The following is a 17439-nucleotide window of genomic DNA, read 5'->3' on the forward strand; positions in this document are numbered from 1 at the left end:
TTGTCTGATTTTATTACGGCTTTAAATGGGGTTTTATGGAGTGCACCAGTCATTTATATTTTATTGGGAGTAGGTTTATTATTCTCTATTTTAACCCGGTTTCTGCAAGTGAGGCATATTAAGGAAATGGTCGTTTTGATGTTCCAAGGCAAAAGTTCGGAAGCGGGGGTTTCTTCATTCCAGGCTTTATCAATAGCCCTTTCAGGGCGGGTAGGTACAGGTAATATTGCAGGAGTGGCAACGGCTATCGCCTTTGGCGGTCCCGGTGCAGTTTTCTGGATGTGGGCCATCGCCTTCATAGGAGCGGCCAGTGCATTTGTGGAATCCACTTTAGCTCAAATTTATAAAGTCAAACAGGATGGACAATATCGGGGAGGCCCTGCTTATTATATTGAAAAGGGGATAGGGTGGAAGTGGTTTGCTGTTCTTTTTGCATTTGCAGCCCTTATAGCCATGGCGATCCTTATGCCAGGTGTTCAATCCAATTCGATTGCTGCCGGGGTGGAAAATGCATTCGGCATCAAACCGGTGTTCACTGGTTTGGCAATCGTCCTTTTACTGGGCTTCATTATATTCGGCGGTGTAAAACGGATAGCTAATGCTGCAACCTTAATCGTGCCTTTCATGGCTCTAGGGTATATATTGCTATCTGTCGTCATCGTCCTATTGAATATCACTGAATTACCAGGAGTCATCTCTTTGATATTCAGAAGTGCCTTCGGGTTGGATTCTGCATTTGGGGGGATCATTGGCATGGCGATTGCTTGGGGAGTGAAACGCGGCGTTTATTCGAATGAGGCCGGCCAAGGGACAGGCGCTCATCCGGCAGCTGCGGCTGAAGTATCACATCCGGCAAAGCAGGGTCTTGTCCAAGCATTCTCGGTTTATATCGACACATTGTTCGTTTGTTCCGCTACGGCCTTCATGATTTTATTTACAGGCATGTATAATACACAAGCGGAAAATGGTTCATATATCGTCAATAATTTGGGAGAGGTAACACCTGGTCCAGGGTATACACAAGCGGCTATCGATAGCGTAATCCCAGGTTTTGGTGCTGGCTTTGTTGCAATAGCCCTTTTCTTCTTCGCCTTTACGACGATCATGGCCTACTATTATATTGCTGAAACCAATATCGCCTATTTAATGCGCAACCGGAATGGTAAATGGGCCATGTTCGCCCTGAAACTCATCATCCTTGCAGCCAGTTTTTACGGATCCGTGCGTACGGCAGAGTTGGCTTGGGCATTAGGGGATGCTGGATTAGGCATTATGGTATGGCTCAATGTCATTGCCATTTTAATTCTGGCTAAACCGGCGCTTATTACGTTAAAGGATTACGAAAAGCAAAAGAAGGCAGGGGTCGATCCGGTTTTCAATCCAAAAGCTTTAGGCATAAAAAACGCCGATTTTTGGGAACATGAATACACCGGTGACAAAGAAAATGTTTCTTGAGGGAAAATGCCCTTAAATTAATTTAATATAAGAAGATACATAAAAAACCAGCTCAAGTTATTTGAGAGCTGGTTTTTTATGGTTTTGCGATAACCAGGAAAAAACTGAAATTGCGAACATAACCAGTGAGGCTTTAGTTTACATAGAAAGACTATAAGGATGGAATATTTTTGAGAAAATAATCATATTATTTATGATTGTAATTATATAAGTGTGTGAGGGAGGTTGATTAAAGATGAAGCTGACAAAGGTCGATACAGTATATCAACTATCTTTCATGCCACGCGTATTTCCCGTAAACTGTTATTTCGTAGAAGAAGAGGATAGCCTTACACTAGTAGATGCAGCTTTACCCTACAGCGGAAAAAGTATTTTGAAGGCGGCGCGGATTATCGGAAAACCGATAACAAGAATAATAGTTACTCATGCACATGATGATCATGTTGGTGCGCTAGACGGGCTAAAAGCGTTAATGCCTGATGTACAGGTGAGTATTTCTATCAGGGAAGCATCATTACTGGCTGGTGATTCCAGCCCCTTGCAAAATGAAAATCCAATCCGCGGTGGAGTCCCTAAAAAACATTCAAACTCAACCAGACTTACTGCTTAAAGAGGGCGACTGTATCGGTTCATTGGAAGTTATTTATTCACCTGGGCATACCCCTGGTTCGATATCGCTTCTTGATACCCGGAATCATAGTTTAATTGTCGGGGATGCCCTGCAGACAAGAGGTGGAACTGCAATTTCTGGAATCATTAAACCTTTATTTCCATTCCCGGCCATTGCTACATGGGATAAACTCATTGCCCTTGAAAGTGCAAAGAAATTAAGAGGTCTTAATCCGCATTTGCTTGCTGTGGGTCATGGAAAGATGCTAGAACAACCTTGGAATTCCATGGACAGAGCAATAGTTGAAGCTGAATTAAAATTCCAACAATGAAAGAATGGGAAATGCCGGCATCTTGAGGTGTTATCCAAAAAAAGAGCGAGGAACACGGCTGATGGGTCTCCGTGCTCCTCACTCCTTAGCTGATTGAATCTCTTAACCATAAAAGCGAAATGCCTTAAGATTTTTGCTTTATAAGCTGTAAATCGATGTATAGTTGCATTCTCGAATGAAAGTCATCAAAATCGATGGAGGTGAGATCGGTTATTTGATTCAATCTATATTTCAATGTGTTGGTATGAATGTATAGTTGTTCAGCTGTCGGTTTGATCCGGCAATTGTTCAACAGATATATTTCCAGTGTTTGAAGGAGTTTGGTCTGGCTTTCCTGGTCCTTCTTTTGAAGAAGCTCTAAATCCGTATTGATATAATTCGTTTTAGTATGATGGTTGGAGATCATTTCGAGGTAACGGAAAATCCCAAGCTTGCTATATTGGAAAGGAAGCTGTTCAGGTTCACCGATGAACTTGGCTGCGTTGATCACTTCTAGGGCTTCGAGATAGGATTTTCTTAATTGAAGAATCGAAGAATACTCATTTCCGATTCCCGGGAATACCTTTTTGTCATTGAATTGGGAAAGAACGGTGTTCGTTAAATCATTGGCGCTATCGGTAAGCAGGTCTTTCCCTTTTCCGTTGCTGCCAATCAGGACGATGATCTTCAATTGGTTTGTGAATACATGGGTAAAATGATTCAACGCATTGGCGAACAGACTGACTGTATCCGCTAATTCATCGAAATGTTCCGCATCGGATTGAGCGATGGTAAAGACATTGACAAGGAAAGTTTCCGGAATGAGAAGACTCATATTGGCGGCTTCCCATTTTATTTGGTTTTCCGTTTGATAGACTTCGTCAATGACCTTTTGATAAAACTCATTTTTTTCTTCATCTTTTTTCATGTTTATCTGTTTTTTCTGATAAAGGAGCTTGCCGATATGATGGGAAACTTCGTGTAAAAATTCCAGATCGGAATCAGTCATCATTTCCGTTTCTTGGACCCAAATGAACCCGAAGACCTGTCCTTTATGAACGGCGCTCACAACGACCCTTTGATTTAACCCGATTTCCTCAATTTGTTTCACCCTAAATGGATGCTCCACTGTTTTAAGCTGTTCGACAATGCCCTCATCCATGAATTTTTCCAGAATTGGAATCGGCCAATGCTTTGTGAAGATGGTTTGCCGATTGGCTTGGTCGAAGTGTTCGATATAATATGAACTATATGCCAGCAATAAAAATTGGTCATTTTCGATGACGACTGGTTTTTTTAAATAAGTGCTGACCATATCCGTTATATCGTTGATGTTTGTTAGAGTCAGGATTTTTTCTAATGACATATATGGCCCCCTGTAGTTTTTTGAAGTGTATGACAACTTAGTTTAATAATACTTTTAAACTAATGATGTGTATAGGGGCAAGAACAAAGAAGGAACGGTATATGAAAAAATACCGTTCCTTTTAGGGGTTTTATTATTGTTTTAAAGTTTTTTCGAATTCTTCGAATTTCGCTTCTACTTCTTTTGATGGTTTCGCTGTTAGAAGACTGACCAGGATGATGGCAATCAAGCTTGCGCCAAAACCAGGAATCATTTCATAAAGCGTATCGGATAATCCAGCCATGGACCAGAAAATTACAGTAGCGGCACCTACGATCATCCCTGCTAAAGCGCCCCATCTTGTCATTCGTTTCCAGCAGAGGCTCAGTATGACCAATGGACCGAATGAAGATCCGAATCCAGCCCATGCATAGCCGACAAGTCCAAGGATCGTGTCATTCTGTTCCCAAGAGAGAATGAGCGCTATGACGGATATGGCCAGTACGGAAAGTCTGCCCAGGAAAACAAGCTCTTTATCTGAAGCGGAACGACGGAAGAAAGTTTTGTACATATCCTCCGTTAAAGAGCTGGCCGTAACCAAAAGCTGCGAAGAAATCGTGCTCATGATGGCTGCCAGTATCGCTGAAATCAAGAAACCAGTGATAAGCGGGTGGAATAGTATTTCCCCTAACTCTATGAAAATCGTTTCAGGATCAGCTAACTTCAGGTTGTTCTGATGAAAATACGTGATACCGATGAATCCAGTCAGCATGGCACCGATACTGGAGAAAATCATCCAGCCCATTCCGATAGTACGGGCTTTCTTGATTTCTTTAATAGAACTGATCGCCATAAAGCGGACAATGATATGCGGCTGTCCGAAGTAACCCAGTCCCCAAGCAAATAATGAGATGATTCCTAAAAAGCTGGTCCCCGTGAAAATATTCAACAGAGCAGGATCAATGGAACGTGGCGTGTCAATCGCAGGACCGAAACCGCCAACATGGAAAAGGGTGACGATCGGTACAAGAACCAAGGCGACAACCATGATGATCCCTTGAACAAAGTCTGTCCAGCTTACTGCCAGGAATCCACCGAATAAAGTATAGGCAACGGTGACGCCTGTTAAGATCCATAGGCCTGTATGGTAATCAAGGCCAAATGTACTTTGGAATAAGACTCCGCCGGATACCATTCCGGAAGAAACGTAAAAGGTAAAGAATACGAGGATAACCAAAGCCGAAATGAGCCTTAAGATCTGTGAGCCCTCGCCAAAACGATTTTCCAGGAAAGCGGGGATCGTAATCGAGTTATTGGCGACTTCCGTATAGGTTCTCAATCTAGGTGCAACATACAGCCAGTTCATATAGGCTCCTAATGTGAGACCGATTACAATCCAGATTGAACTTAGTCCTGTTGCGAACATGGCACCAGGCATACCCATTAAAAGCCAACCGCTCATATCCGCGGCACCGGCGCTTAATGCAGTGACAGCAGGTCCAAGACCCCGGTCGCCCAGCATATAATCATTTAAATTGGAAGTCCTTTTGTATGCGAAGTAACCGATGAGAAGCATGCCAGCCATGTAAATGCTGATCGAAATTATTAATGCGTAATCCATAAAAGACTCCCTTCGTGATGAAATATATAATTTTTTGTTTTAAAAGAGGAAGCAACCTATTTGTCACTTCCTCCATTTAACTTCATTTTGGTTTCCGTATCCAGAATGGAGGATACGGAAACCATAGGGATTTCAAATCATCTTCCAAATTGCTCAATGGAACATTATCAGAATGTTTCGGATGTTGTTTTTGCTTGCATATGAAGCTGCAAGTAGTCCGGTCCGCCTGCCTTGGAATCAGTTCCTGACATGTTGAACCCGCCGAATGGCTGATAACCTACGATTGCACCAGTACAGCCGCGGTTGAAATACAAGTTCCCGACATGGAATTCTTCGCGTGCCTTTTCCATGTTAAGGCGATTTGTCGTAATGACAGCCCCAGTCAAACCATATTCAGTGTTATTGGCAATCTCAAGTGCTTCGTTAAAGTCCTTGGCTTTTGTGAAGGCAACGACTGGTCCGAAGATTTCTTCTTGCATCAAGCGGGCTTGCGGATCGACATCGGCAACGATTGTCGGTTGAACGAAGTAGCCTTTAGAGCTATCTCCTTCTCCGCCAGTCATAATGCGTCCTTCTTGGTTCCCGATTTCAATATAGCTCATGATTTTGTCAAAAGCCGCTTGATCGATAACCGGTCCCATGAAATGATTTTCTACAGGATTACCAACTGTAAGCTGTTTTGTTAATTCAACAGCGCGAGCTAAAACTTGATCATATACATCTTCAACGATGACAGCACGGGAACAAGCAGAACATTTTTGTCCAGAGAAGCCAAATGCAGATTTCACGATCGATTGAGCCGCCAATTCAAGATCTGCCTCTTTGTCGACGACGATTGTATCTTTTCCGCCCATTTCAGCGATGACACGCTTCAGCCAAATTTGGCCTTCGTTCACTTCTGAAGCACGTTTGTAAATGCGCAGACCTACATCACGTGAACCTGTGAAGGAAATGAAACGTGTTTTAGGATGATCGACCAGGTAGTCGCCGACCTCTGCTCCGCTTCCTGGAACGAAATTCAATACACCTGCTGGAAGGCCGGCTTCAAGCATCACTTCAACGAATTTCGCAGCAACGATAGGAGTAGTAGAAGCTGGTTTCAACAGGATTGTGTTACCAGTAACGATAGCGGCAACAGCTGTACCTGCCATGATCGCAAATGGGAAGTTCCAAGGAGAAATGATGATGCCGACTCCTAATGGAATGTAATCATAGCGGTTGAATTCTCCCGGACGGCTTTGAACAGGCACACCATCTTTAAGAGTCAGCATTTGACGAGCATAGAATTCAAGGAAATCGATTGCTTCCGCTGTATCAGCATCAGCCTCATTCCAAGGTTTTCCCGCTTCTTTCGTCAATAACGCAGAGAATTCATGCTTGCGTCTGCGAATGATGGCAGCCGCTTTGAACAAAACGTCTGCGCGGATTTCCGGCTTCACTTTTTTCCAGCTTTCAAAAGCGGTAACAGCTTCTTGCATGGCTTTTTCAGCAAGGTCCCTATTGGCTTTCGATACGCGGCCGATGACCTCTTGCTTATCTGCAGGGTTGTATGAAACGATTTTCTCATCAGTCGTCACTTGCTCTGCCCCGATATAAAGAGGGTAGTCTTGCCCTAAGTAGCCCTCAACAGTTTGAAGTGCTTCCTGATATGCTTTTTTGTTTTCCTCGTTTGTAAAATCAACAAATGGTTCGTGTTTATATGAAATCATTGATAATCACACCTTTTAATAGATTTTTTGTAACAATTAATAATGTTGAAAGTATATTTAGCTTCTGACCATCCCTTTGAAGGCAAAGGCAATATTGGATGGCCTTTCTGCAAGCCTTCTCATGAAGTATCCATACCAATCGAGACCGTATGGTACATAGACACGCATTTTGTAACCTTGCTTGACCAATTCGTATTGAGTCTTGTTCCTCATGCCATAAAGCATTTGGAATTCGAATTGTGTATTAGGGATGTCAAACTTCTTGGCCAGCTCTTTTGTATATTCGATGATTTTATCATCATGTGAGGCAATGGCCGTATAATTTCCGTTAAGAAGACTTTGCTTAATCAACTTTTTATAGTTTTCGTCTACATCATCCTTTTCGGGAAATGCCACCTCGGCGGATTCCTTGTAGGCACCCTTTACGAGACGCAGGAATGGCTTATATTGGCCAAGGTCCTCCAAATCTTTCTCTGTGCGGAATAAATATGCTTGTAGAACAGTACTTATGCAGCTGTATTTTTCTTTGAACTGTCTAAAGATATCGATTGTAGCCTGACAGCGAACTTCATCTTCCATATCGATCGTGACCATGACTTTATGTTTTTCGGCTGTATCAAGAATTTTCGTCATATTCTCAATCACTAGTTTATGATCGATATCAAGTCCTAAAGAAGTCATTTTCAGAGAAACCTGTGAATCAAGTTTTTCCCTGCTGATCATTTCGATGGTTTCGATGCATTCTGCCGTCCGTTCCTGAGTCACTTCCTTGGAATCAACGAATTCCCCAAGATGGTCGACTGTAACCGACAAGCCGCTATTATTAAGTTGTTTAATGAATTTAATGGAACTTTGGAAATCAGTTCCCCCAATGATCTTTCCAGCAGCAAAATTTCCTCCGCTTTTTTTAGCAATATTATTAAGTAGGTTATTCTTAGATAAAAATAAGAAAAAGTCCCTTGTAATGGCTTCCATATAAAGCGCACCCCCTAAGAAGATGTATTTCTTAAATTAAGCTTAAGGTTTTTCGACAATATTCTCAATGTTCTCAAAAAACAATAATTCTGTCATTTCTTTGTCGGTTTTGGACAAATGAAAAGGTTTACATTTTTTCTTGTATGCTCGGATGAAACGAAGGTTTATATTTTAACTTAAAGAGAAACGCTAGAGGTAAAGCCTTTATTAGTGAGCGATGAGGTGAAGGACATCAATGGATGCGTTTAAAAGTGGCAGCTCGACCATAATCATCCAATGCGTTATAATGAACCTTATTTAACAGAATCGGTCAATGTTCGAAGAAAAAACGATAAATGAAGCTTTCAGACTTAAAATCGGTGAAAAACCGTAAAAATAAGTGCATCGGCAAGCCGGGGAGGATAATGAATGGATGCTGTACTTGAAGAACTTAGAGAAACATCGGGATTGATAGTAGGATTAATAATGGCCCTGGTAATTATGGGTCTGATCGGTTATGCCCTTACGAATGTACATGAATCCATCGTTTCACCTGTGGTTCAGTTCATAAAGAAAATAGTCGGCCGAAAATAGCTCAAGCGGAATACATAACCTTTTGTTCCTAATCGATAACTAGCCCTTGTTAAAGAAATCCCTGCAGGGTTTGTCTAAAAGGAACAAAAGAACTGCAAGAAATAAGCATATCATCCGAAAATGAAGAAAATCCCCGCTCCTAATGGAGGTGGGGGATTTCAGACTGTAGACAAATTCGAATAATTTGCCTACAGTTTTTTTATTTAATAAACGTTCCAGTTGAATCAAAAATCCACTCCCTTTCCGCCGACTGGCTGCCAAGCCTCCTCACCGCAAGCGCCTGGACAATCTCCCGACCGGTATGATCTTTGGTGTATGTAAGCTTGAAAATTGTTTGAAGGTAATTGAAAATAACGGGATGCAGGCAATACTGGAAGATGGACAAGTGGAATCAAGGCAATGATTTTTCTTAGGAGCCTTCACAGTGGGAGAATACGCCTGGGAAGTTAAGGACATGCTGCTGTTCCAGCGAAAGGAAAGCTTGGACTAAGGGAGCATGGATAAGGTGAGTATCAACATTTAGCCCTGGCCATTACGCTGGGGCTTTTTTGTTTATAAATCAAAGTAGTCATCTGCCTTTGCGCCAGCATCTATACTTCGAACCGCCTTCATGATTTTCTTTAATACTCCGGCTGACGGCACATACTTGGGATCGCTGCAAACTCTGCTTATCGTATTTCGTGAGATTCCAGACGCACTTACAAACTCCTCTTGTGAATATCCGTGCTTATCGATGAATTTGCCGACCTTGCTTCGTGGCTTTCCCTTCCCGAATCTAAACATTTTGATAACCTCCTAGATTAATTTACTAGCAGTCTCGTCCAACTTTCACAAAAATATACGCATAGTTTCGCAAAAATTTGGTATTACGGACAAAGTAAACAATTGGATGTGTAAAATATAGGTGTGAGGTTGTCAAGGTTTCTTATACTAACGGCAGAATATGAAATATCCATTCACTATAGTAAATAATGATTAACGAAAAATGTTATAATGCATAAGGTATCAGAATATTCAAAATTTCATTGGCGTGAAAAAGGCAAACATAAATAAAAAAAGGGGATTTTTGTTTTGGCCCAGCTATGTATGGAAAGTGCGGGTGATGAAGAAGTGAATAGGGTAATTCTTTATTACCAATAAGTCGGTCTACCTTATACATTAAAGCAGCTGGAGATCAAAGGCTAACGGAAATCTATGATTTATTTCTTAAAAAGGCAGCTATCCACAAAAATTGTGAGAATCAATTAAGGCTCGATTGAAGGAAGGTGTATGGTTGAAGTGAATGTTGAATCTTTTTTTTCTGAAAACATTAAAGCGGCACTTAAGAATGATCCGCCCGGTGCATGGATGCCGGATCTGCCAGATGGCTGTATTCGCTTGAGTTCAGGCTATCCTGATCCTGCTCTCGTTCCTGCTGAGGAGCTCAAGGCAGCTGTAGCCAGACTTCTTGATGAGGAGCAGGATTTGCCGCTCCATTATCTTGGAAGTCCACGAATTGCAAAACTGAAGCAGCAAATCCAGAAAAGATTGGCAGAGCGTGGAATTTGTATTTTGGAAGAACAGCTTTTGATTACATCAGGAGCTTGCCAGGGGATTGATCTCATTGCCCGCATTCTTCTTGATGATAAAGCGGTCGTTGCGGTAGAGTCTCCCACCTATATGGAGGCTTTAGAGATTTTTCAGAACTATACGAAGCAGATTATCAGTATACCTATAGATGAACAAGGGCTCCAAACATACCGATTAAAAGAAATGCTGGATGAAAGGAAGCGTACAGGTCTAACCCTCCCGCGTTTTCTTTATACTATCCCTAGCTTTCAAAATCCAACTGGCACGACTATGACAATTGAGCGCCGGAAGCATTTATTGGAGCTTTCCATCGAGTTTGATTTTCTCATTCTAGAGGATGATGCGTACGGAGAATTATCCTTCGATAAAAATCCGGTGCCAATAAAATCTATTGATGAACGCGGGCGGGTCCTCCACGTTGGGTCTTTATCCAAGGTTGTTGCGCCAGGAATGCGGATTGGATGGATAGCAGGAGAAATTGAATTCATTAAGGCTATAGAGTGGTTTAAAAAAGATTTAGACCATCCATTTGCTCAAAGTACAATGGCTGTATACTTAGAAAACGCCGATTTTGATAAACGGCTTGACCTACTAAAAGATGTGTATCGTTCTAAATGTAATGCGTTAATCCGTTCGATGGAACAATTTCTTCCAGAATCCGTTTCATGGTATGTGCCAGATGGCGGTTACTTTGTATGGGTGAGAATTCCAGGTGTGGATACGTCGCATTTATTATCACAGTCTCTGGCTGAGGGTATTTCATATGTTCCAGGGAAATACTTTTTCTTGGATCAAAACGATGGAACCGAGTTTGTTCGGCTTTCGTTCAGTTATGCCGATGAGAAAGAAATAATCGAGGGAATTCGAAGACTAGGACAGCTTATCGCATCTTTTATTCATAGATTGACCTGAAGGGTTGTTAATTAGTTGGTCAATCTATAAGTTATTTCGATGCTTTGTTGAAAATGAATTTGAATACGCCTACTTCCTTAAAGGGGGTAGGTTTTTTATTGATAAAAGAATTCTTTATATCTGATAAGAACCACAACGGGCCTGCTTAGAAACATAAAATAAAAATGCGATGATTCAAATGATCGCCATGATCATTTCAATTCTTGAAAGGAGAGACCCGATTTTTATTCTCTTTACTAAAGTTGGGCTGGGATATTCTTGAAAAAAAGTACGTACGTCTGGGCAAAAACAAGAATGATTATGATAGTTTAAATGTTTTATATTCAATTACATATAAAAAGGTATTCACATGTTCTTCCGACCATGCAAGAAGAAGTGGCTCGTAAATTAGATGAAAGCATTAAAAAATGAGCGTTTATGGCCAAAAAAGTGCTTTTACATAAAAACCTTATCGCGGTGTTTGAAGGAAATATTAGGGGTGGCAGTGGCGGACAAATAGACAAAAAGAAAAAACCCTTGATATACAAGGGTTTCCAAGTATGGAGCATAGCGGGATCGAACCGCTGACCTCTACGCTGCCAGCGTAGCGCATTACGTTAGCCTTCCGGTAAGTCACCCGAAAAGTCAGCGTAAAGTGAGGTGTAGTAAGGGTTCGAACGCATTCGTTATTCCGTCCAATTACGAATATATTCGATATTATACGCCATAGGAGCGCTACTATACAAGGTAAACAAGCGTTACGCTGTCCGGTAAATCATGGGCGGCTTTTTTATATTTAAAGGAGGTGATCGCATGGGTAAACGAGGACCAGAACGCCAGCCATTAACGCCAATACAGAAATTCGCAGCTTTTCGGTTAGTATATCGGAATGGGTCTACGATGCAGGATATCGCAGACGAAGCCGAAGTATCACGCATGACTTTATGGAAGTGGCAACAACGGGAGGATTTCGCTAAGCATTACGAACAGGAATACCGGAATATGGTGCAGAGAATACGGATGAGTGGGCGGAGAAGAGTCCGATAGTGTAGGATAACCGGACATACTCCGAAATGCCGTCATATCAAGGGGTTCGATGGGAATAACTGGTTTACAAAATTGCACTATATACGACGTTTTTACTGCAACGTGCTCCTCGTGGACATCGACCTAAAACGTTTTGGGGCGGGTTATATATCGTAAGGTTGCACGGAGTACCTAACGGAGATAGCACCGTTAAACTCAGGTGGTTATCGTATGCAGTAGATAACGGATCAGCAGGCGGTGAGGATACGGTATAAACGCCGTTATATCAACGATGTTTAAATGAATGTATAATCGATAATCATTGCGTTTACACAAACGTTGTAACAGCGCGGTTTATGCAACGTATTAACTACCGCAAATGTCTATTATGTTAACTAGAATTGCGTTGTTCATGCAACGATATGAATAAAATTATAAAGCAATTCGCGTGCCAACGTAGGTATACGCTCGTGTATACGGGAGTGCCGACGGGTATGACCGGATTACCCCAAGGCAGGGGTCGAATATCTCTGCAGCTGCTGTATTAAAAATCCGCGCAGTAAATTTTTACTTCGGGGGGGCCTGTTAGCTGTAAAAAAATTCGCAGTAAAAAATTAAACTCGGTGGGTTATCTTATCCTCGATCCTACGCAGTACCTTCGGCATCTCCCGATTTATTTGCCTTCCACTAAACCGAAGAACAGTCCATCCGTTCTTTTTCAAATACTCATTCTTTCGCTTGTCGCGCGCCTTCTGAGTCGGTGACGAGTGATAAGCCTTTCCGTCAGCTTCTATTGCTATACGAGCGCCAGGAATCGTTATATCTATACGATAAGGGCCGCAAGGTGTTTGCGTTTCTATTTGATAGCCGTTTTGGAGCAAGGCGAGATATAACCGCCGTTCAATTGGGCTTTCGCAGTTCTTATAAGGATCGTCGACGCATACCGGCAAAGGCAGATATCGCCAGCACAACGCAATAGGCACCGCCAGCAATACGAAAAAGACAAGGTAATCGACCATAAAGTCGTACCTCCTAGTTTTTAGTCGTGCTTCTTATAACAATCGTTCACAGCTTTCGCTATTTGTTTTAGTACCGGATTTCCGGCTTTTTGCTCTGACCTATACCACTCCCGGCGCTCCTCTTTCGTCATATCCATTAACTTCGAGTGAATTATTATCTTTCCGTTCCCACTCTTAAATTCTCTTCCTTTTCCGTTAGACATCAAAGAAATCCTCGCTACGAGCGCCCGGATCAACCTGGCGTATCGCCTTCATTATCTTCTTTATCGTACCCAAAGTAGGTTCCCGTTTGTCAGCGCAAAGCTCCGATATAGTGGTCCGGCTAACCTTCGATGTCTTTATCAGCCATTCCTGCGATATTCCCCGATCATCTAGCCAGCGACCTAATTTAGAACGCGGCTTACCTCCGAATAATCCAAACATATTAATCTTCCTTTCATTCGCTTTTTAGTTCATTTATGCCCGTCGATGAAACAAGTTATACTTACCGCCGGATAAAATTATTTTCGCGGACAAGTAAATTTGGACAATCGGTGTGACATAGGCTACTAACACGAAAGCAACACAGTTGAAAAACGGTAGCGTCATGAAATCGGATGTTTTCATTTTCAATTCCGTAACAGATTCAACTTAGTTATATGAGTACACTTATACGAGCAATAAAGCTGGTGTAATAGGAATCCGAAAACCTGTTAAGAAAGGACCGGCGGGAGAGAGTTGGGAGGGAGCGCGAGGGAGGGTAGGGACTATTCAGACAATTCAAATAAACGGAGATGAGCGAAATGTTTAGAAAACAACAGCTAGAAGTAATCGACTTCAAAACATTCATGGCGGGTAAATACCGGAAGCCGAAGAGCCTCATAATTACAAGCGTGTATAGTTTCATGCCGTCCATTACGGTTAGTAGCTTTTTTTCGCCAGACGTAGCCGGCATATATGCGGTTGTATTGGGCGTATTTGCTATCGGCATGTTATCGCACGGTTTAGAGGTTTACGCAGCCAGTTCGGGCCGTGAATCGCTTGCTGAGGCGATAGAAACGGTAACGAGGTTAGCTTTTACGATTGGCGGATTTAGCTTTATCGGATATTTTCTACTATCGCTATAGGGGGCGGAATGATGATAAAAGAATTTCTTTATAAATCGAAAGCTAAAGCCGAATTAATCAAGGGGTTTCGGAGTGCGGGGCTTCATAAGACGTATAAAAGTAAAGGCGGAAGCGAGCGCACCATATTTCCGCAAATACACGACATACACCTCGACAAAGTAAATAAGACGCTCCGATATACATTTACCTTACTTAACGGAATGGATCCGAAGGAAGTAAAAAAGAAGGAGTTTGTCTTCCGACAGCACTTTGGCCGGTCAATTTCCCTTGAAGGCGATTTAAAGAAATACGTTTTGACCATTTACGCGACCTCAATGCCGAAGGAATTGCCGTACAAAGTCGAAGGGGTACGCGAAGCTGTTTCGCCATTTACCCTCGGGATTATTTGCGGTAAGGACCGAAACGGGCAGTATAACGCGTTCGACTTATTAAAGCAGCCGCACATTCTAATCGCTGGCGAAACTGGCTCGGGTAAATCCACTCAACTACGTTCTATATTAACGACGCTTATCCTCACTAAAAAACCCTCGGAACTAAAGCTATACCTCGGCGATTGTAAGAAATCGGAGTTCCATATTTTCCGCAAAGTGGAGCATGTCCAATGCGTACTAAGTAGCGCCAAGGATATCGCCAGAATGTTACGCGGTATTAAAAAGGAGCTCGACGAAAGGAGCGAATTGACGGAGATATTCGAAGTTGGCCACGTCGACGACCTTCCGTCCGAGCACCGGCGGCCTTATTTAGTCGTATGTATTGACGAATTTGTTATGCTGAGGAAGAACGACGAGATTATGGATATCCTTACGGAATTAGTGGCGATTGGTCGGACGCTTGGAGTCTTCGCTATTCTTTCGATGCAACGCCCGAATGCTAAGGTACTCGATACGACAGTACGCGCTAACTTAACGGTGAGTATGGGCTTTAAGCTTCGCGATAAAATGGAGGCACGCATCGTAAATACGCCAGGAGCGGAGGCACTCGAAGTTAGCGGACGCTTCATAATGAACAGCGATAAACTTTACGAGCTGCAGGCGCCATATCTTACGATTAAAAAGGCGAAAGAACTTCTTAATCCGTTCATGGTGGCGAAGGGGACCGTTAAGGAAGTTACGCCAGAGGAACCGACCGTAAAGGGATTAACGGAAAAGGACGTGTTTAACGATGTCATTGACTAACCGTGATAAGCAGATTATTAAAACGCTTGATAAATTTAGGGTTATGGATCGCGATAGTATTTCGGAGCTATTCTTTGCAGGGTTAAAGAATCCGAAGTACGCGGCGAATAACGTCTTGCTCCGACTACACAGGGACGGAGAGATACAACGCTCGACCGCATTTATTCCGTATTGTTATTTCGGTCCTAATGTTCAAATTAAGCAACAAAGCCAGAAAATTTCTCATTTCTTAGCGATATTAAACGTTTATAAAGAGATGCTGAGGCTTGGCGAGCTGGAATCGTTTCTCGTAGAACCAAAATACGGAAAGAAAAAGGACGGATGCTGCGAGCCGGACATATACGCACACTTTCGGCGGACTCCGTTTTTTATCGAGGTACAGAAAACTGTTTACTCTATGAAGCAAATGGACGAAAAGCTCGAGCGTTATTGCCAGCTTTACGAAAGTGAAGCCATAGCTAAGCCCTTTCCGCATGTCCTAATATTATCGGATCAGCGTTACGCAATAGACAACAATTACGCCTTTAAGATATTTCAAGCAGAATCATTTAGGGAGTTTGTAGCGTCGCTGAAAAGTGAGCCGGCGCCCGTGAGCAAGCCAAGTGAACGTGGTGTGCGGATCGTTGTAAAATAAAAAAAGGCATTGTTAAACTATAATTGTAATGTTTGAACAAATAAAAGAGACCACTTATTGTGGTCTTCTTTAGTCCATCATAGAACTAACGCACCCGTTTACAAGACTTCACCAATCTTTTCTTTACCTTAATCTAATTCCTTAAATGTGTTGAGCATTACAAAAAGACGCCTTCTTATTAAAGAAAAGCTCCCTTTAATTGAATAACGGAGCTTCTATTAGCTTGTTTAGCCGTACAGACCGTGGTTATCGGGCCATTTAGACCGGAGCTGCAGACCCTTTAGGGCGCCCCAAAACATGCTCTTGATCTTAAACCTATAGAACAAAAATAATTTCATGAAAATTTTCTAAAGTTTTATTCTAGTAAAGATAGACCAATCTTTTGGTGGCCTACCTCTTGCTAAACGTGAGGTCATAAGTACATACCTGAACCAAAGGTAAGTATCAGAAGTTACATAGCCACCCTTAGCAGATATTAAGGCAATCTTATCATTTCCCAATTCCATGATTTCAAAGGTTTCCCAAGCCCCTATATTATCTACAGTAGCTGTTAAGATGGCACCCGCCCATCCTCCTTTCTTCGCGATTATGAATTTATTATTGTACGCTTTTAAAGCAACCTTATTATGTCCTAAATGGATAAATTCAAACTTTTCCCACTCACCTATTTTATCTCTAGTAAGTGTTAAACATATTTCATCCGTCCAAGATACACTATCAGCACATACATATTTGCTATTGTGTCCTTGTAATGCAATTAAGGTTCTAGTCTTTGGATAAAAAACTTTTGCAAATATCATATCCATTTCTGACAAGGTAGTGTTCAATACAGTTGAAAAGTCGCCTATAGTAATTTCTTCAGGAACTTGATAACACATTATAGAATATGGATCAAACGGACCGTAATTATTTTCTGATGCGTTAAGTACGTTGAGAACATCCTCATTAGTCTTTTCTTTAGAATAGTTTCTAGGGGGATATGCATAATACGCATATGTCTTAGCACGATCCCAAGGAATTTGAGCATTTGGACTTTGATGTTCATGTTGAAATCCTAATGCATGACCAAATTCATGGAGGACAAAATATGAGAAATCTCTATCAGAAGACGTAGCGTCTAACAAAGCAAAATTCATGGTGGGTTCATTTTGGTCTTTTACAGTAAGACAACCATTTCCAATGTGAGATGTAGAATACCCCTTATTAAAGCTAATTCTTATTTCCGCGGGATTAAAGTTTCCAAATTCAAATTTAATATTTGCGTAGTTTTCCCATTCATGAGCATATTTCTCCACTTTCTCTTGAACAGCTTTTTCTCCGTTTAAGAATCGTACTTTTATTGTCCTTCCGTTCTCCCAACGATATTCTTTCGATATTATCATTTATTATTAACCACCTTATGTCTCGGAGCTTACTAAAAG

At 41.9% G+C, this 17439-nt stretch carries 16 protein-coding genes, 1 tRNA gene and 1 pseudogene; 8 read left to right on the forward strand and 10 right to left on the reverse strand.

Translation table 11 applies throughout. The annotated features are described in order from the left end of the window. Positions 1–1455: an alanine/glycine:cation symporter family protein gene (locus V3595_RS17205; RefSeq protein ID WP_485908505.1), complete on the forward strand. Its 1455-nt coding sequence runs from the start codon at positions 1–3 to the stop codon at positions 1453–1455. 235 nt (positions 1456–1690) lie between these two features. Then, positions 1691–2396: pseudogene (locus V3595_RS17210) on the forward strand (MBL fold metallo-hydrolase). A 124-nt stretch (positions 2397–2520) separates the two neighbouring features. On the opposite strand, the gene V3595_RS17215 reads toward V3595_RS17210, so the two are convergent. The 4 genes from V3595_RS17215 to V3595_RS17230 all read right to left on the reverse strand — a co-directional run bounded on the left by V3595_RS17215 (position 2521) and on the right by V3595_RS17230 (position 8025). Continuing rightward, complete coding sequence (locus tag V3595_RS17215) at positions 2521–3741, reverse strand: PucR family transcriptional regulator (protein WP_485908506.1); 1221 nt, start codon at positions 3739–3741, stop codon at positions 2521–2523. A 133-nt stretch (positions 3742–3874) separates the two neighbouring features. Beyond that, positions 3875–5341: a sodium/proline symporter PutP gene (gene putP, locus V3595_RS17220; RefSeq protein ID WP_034310465.1), complete on the reverse strand. Its 1467-nt coding sequence runs from the start codon at positions 5339–5341 to the stop codon at positions 3875–3877. Between the two features lie 167 nt (positions 5342–5508). Beyond that, positions 5509–7050, reverse strand: coding sequence for an L-glutamate gamma-semialdehyde dehydrogenase (gene pruA / locus V3595_RS17225; RefSeq protein ID WP_348962579.1), 1542 nt, complete (start codon positions 7048–7050; stop codon positions 5509–5511). A gap of 57 nt (positions 7051–7107) precedes the next feature. Then, entirely contained in the window at positions 7108–8025 is a 918-nt protein-coding gene (locus V3595_RS17230) for a proline dehydrogenase family protein (RefSeq protein ID WP_485908507.1), read from the reverse strand. Between the two features lie 408 nt (positions 8026–8433). Here V3595_RS17230 and V3595_RS17235 point away from each other — a divergent pair, with 408 nt between their 5' ends. Further along, complete coding sequence (locus tag V3595_RS17235) at positions 8434–8598, forward strand: hypothetical protein (RefSeq protein ID WP_485908508.1); 165 nt, start codon at positions 8434–8436, stop codon at positions 8596–8598. 552 nt (positions 8599–9150) lie between these two features. Here the strand turns inward: V3595_RS17235 and V3595_RS17240 are convergent. Beyond that, a complete protein-coding gene (locus tag V3595_RS17240) occupies positions 9151–9381 on the reverse strand; it encodes a helix-turn-helix domain-containing protein (RefSeq protein WP_289326739.1) in 231 nt (76 codons plus the stop codon). A gap of 495 nt (positions 9382–9876) precedes the next feature. Here V3595_RS17240 and V3595_RS17245 point away from each other — a divergent pair, with 495 nt between their 5' ends. After that, positions 9877–11079 (forward strand): aminotransferase-like domain-containing protein, encoded by a 1203-nt coding sequence (locus V3595_RS17245; protein ID WP_485908535.1) that lies wholly within the window; start codon positions 9877–9879, stop codon positions 11077–11079. A 540-nt stretch (positions 11080–11619) separates the two neighbouring features. Here V3595_RS17245 and V3595_RS17250 read toward each other — a convergent pair. Beyond that, positions 11620–11685, reverse strand: a tRNA-Ala gene (locus V3595_RS17250). Between the two features lie 186 nt (positions 11686–11871). Here V3595_RS17250 and V3595_RS17255 point away from each other — a divergent pair. Further along, positions 11872–12105 carry a phBC6A51 family helix-turn-helix protein gene (locus V3595_RS17255; protein ID WP_353750400.1) on the forward strand — a complete coding sequence of 78 codons (234 nt, stop codon included), beginning with the start codon at positions 11872–11874 and terminating at the stop codon, positions 12103–12105. A gap of 593 nt (positions 12106–12698) precedes the next feature. Here the strand turns inward: V3595_RS17255 and V3595_RS17260 are convergent. From V3595_RS17260 to V3595_RS17270, 3 genes are read right to left on the reverse strand one after another with little or no spacing between them, the layout of a single operon-like run. Further along, positions 12699–13103 carry an endonuclease domain-containing protein gene (locus V3595_RS17260; protein WP_485908509.1) on the reverse strand — a complete coding sequence of 135 codons (405 nt, stop codon included), beginning with the start codon at positions 13101–13103 and terminating at the stop codon, positions 12699–12701. 20 nt (positions 13104–13123) lie between these two features. Beyond that, the gene (locus tag V3595_RS17265; protein ID WP_485908510.1) at positions 13124–13306 is read right to left on the reverse strand and encodes a hypothetical protein; all 183 of its coding nucleotides are present in this window, start codon (positions 13304–13306) and stop codon (positions 13124–13126) included. Next, a complete protein-coding gene (locus V3595_RS17270) occupies positions 13299–13526 on the reverse strand; it encodes a helix-turn-helix domain-containing protein (RefSeq protein WP_191930686.1) in 228 nt (75 codons plus the stop codon). Before V3595_RS17270 ends, V3595_RS17265 begins: the two co-directional genes overlap by 8 nt. Positions 13527–13885: 359 nt before the next feature. Between V3595_RS17270 and V3595_RS17275 the strand changes: the two genes are divergently transcribed. From V3595_RS17275 to V3595_RS17285, 3 genes are all read left to right on the forward strand, one after another. Continuing rightward, positions 13886–14209 carry a hypothetical protein gene (locus V3595_RS17275; RefSeq protein ID WP_485908511.1) on the forward strand — a complete coding sequence of 108 codons (324 nt, stop codon included), beginning with the start codon at positions 13886–13888 and terminating at the stop codon, positions 14207–14209. A gap of 314 nt (positions 14210–14523) precedes the next feature. Beyond that, entirely contained in the window at positions 14524–15384 is an 861-nt protein-coding gene (locus V3595_RS17280; RefSeq protein ID WP_485908536.1) for an FtsK/SpoIIIE domain-containing protein, read from the forward strand. Further along, positions 15371–16018: a hypothetical protein gene (locus tag V3595_RS17285; RefSeq protein WP_485908512.1), complete on the forward strand. Its 648-nt coding sequence runs from the start codon at positions 15371–15373 to the stop codon at positions 16016–16018. The genes V3595_RS17280 and V3595_RS17285 overlap by 14 nt, the downstream gene beginning before the upstream one ends. 347 nt (positions 16019–16365) lie before the next feature. Here V3595_RS17285 and V3595_RS17290 read toward each other — a convergent pair whose 3' ends face one another. Further along, complete coding sequence (locus tag V3595_RS17290) at positions 16366–17400, reverse strand: hypothetical protein (protein ID WP_485908513.1); 1035 nt, start codon at positions 17398–17400, stop codon at positions 16366–16368. Positions 17401–17439: the final 39 nt, after the last annotated feature.

This window comes from Bacillus sp. CFBP9009 (assembly GCF_036541465.1).
Classification (GTDB): domain Bacteria; phylum Bacillota; class Bacilli; order Bacillales; family DSM-1321; genus Peribacillus.

Coding starts and splice junctions, on each gene's coding strand:
- V3595_RS17215 (WP_485908506.1), bottom strand. CDS start 3,741: ATGTCATTAGAAAAAATCCTGACTCTAACAAACATCAACGATATAACG.
- putP (WP_034310465.1), bottom strand. CDS start 5,341: ATGGATTACGCATTAATAATTTCGATCAGCATTTACATGGCTGGCATG.
- pruA (WP_348962579.1), bottom strand. CDS start 7,050: ATGATTTCATATAAACACGAACCATTTGTTGATTTTACAAACGAGGAA.
- V3595_RS17230 (WP_485908507.1), bottom strand. CDS start 8,025: ATGGAAGCCATTACAAGGGACTTTTTCTTATTTTTATCTAAGAATAAC.
- V3595_RS17235 (WP_485908508.1), top strand. CDS start 8,434: ATGGATGCTGTACTTGAAGAACTTAGAGAAACATCGGGATTGATAGTA.
- V3595_RS17240 (WP_289326739.1), bottom strand. CDS start 9,381: ATGTTTAGATTCGGGAAGGGAAAGCCACGAAGCAAGGTCGGCAAATTC.
- V3595_RS17255 (WP_353750400.1), top strand. CDS start 11,872: ATGGGTAAACGAGGACCAGAACGCCAGCCATTAACGCCAATACAGAAA.
- V3595_RS17260 (WP_485908509.1), bottom strand. CDS start 13,103: ATGGTCGATTACCTTGTCTTTTTCGTATTGCTGGCGGTGCCTATTGCG.
- V3595_RS17265 (WP_485908510.1), bottom strand. CDS start 13,306: ATGTCTAACGGAAAAGGAAGAGAATTTAAGAGTGGGAACGGAAAGATA.
- V3595_RS17270 (WP_191930686.1), bottom strand. CDS start 13,526: ATGTTTGGATTATTCGGAGGTAAGCCGCGTTCTAAATTAGGTCGCTGG.
- V3595_RS17275 (WP_485908511.1), top strand. CDS start 13,886: ATGTTTAGAAAACAACAGCTAGAAGTAATCGACTTCAAAACATTCATG.
- V3595_RS17280 (WP_485908536.1), top strand. CDS start 14,524: ATGCCGAAGGAATTGCCGTACAAAGTCGAAGGGGTACGCGAAGCTGTT.
- V3595_RS17285 (WP_485908512.1), top strand. CDS start 15,371: ATGTCATTGACTAACCGTGATAAGCAGATTATTAAAACGCTTGATAAA.
- V3595_RS17290 (WP_485908513.1), bottom strand. CDS start 17,400: ATGATAATATCGAAAGAATATCGTTGGGAGAACGGAAGGACAATAAAA.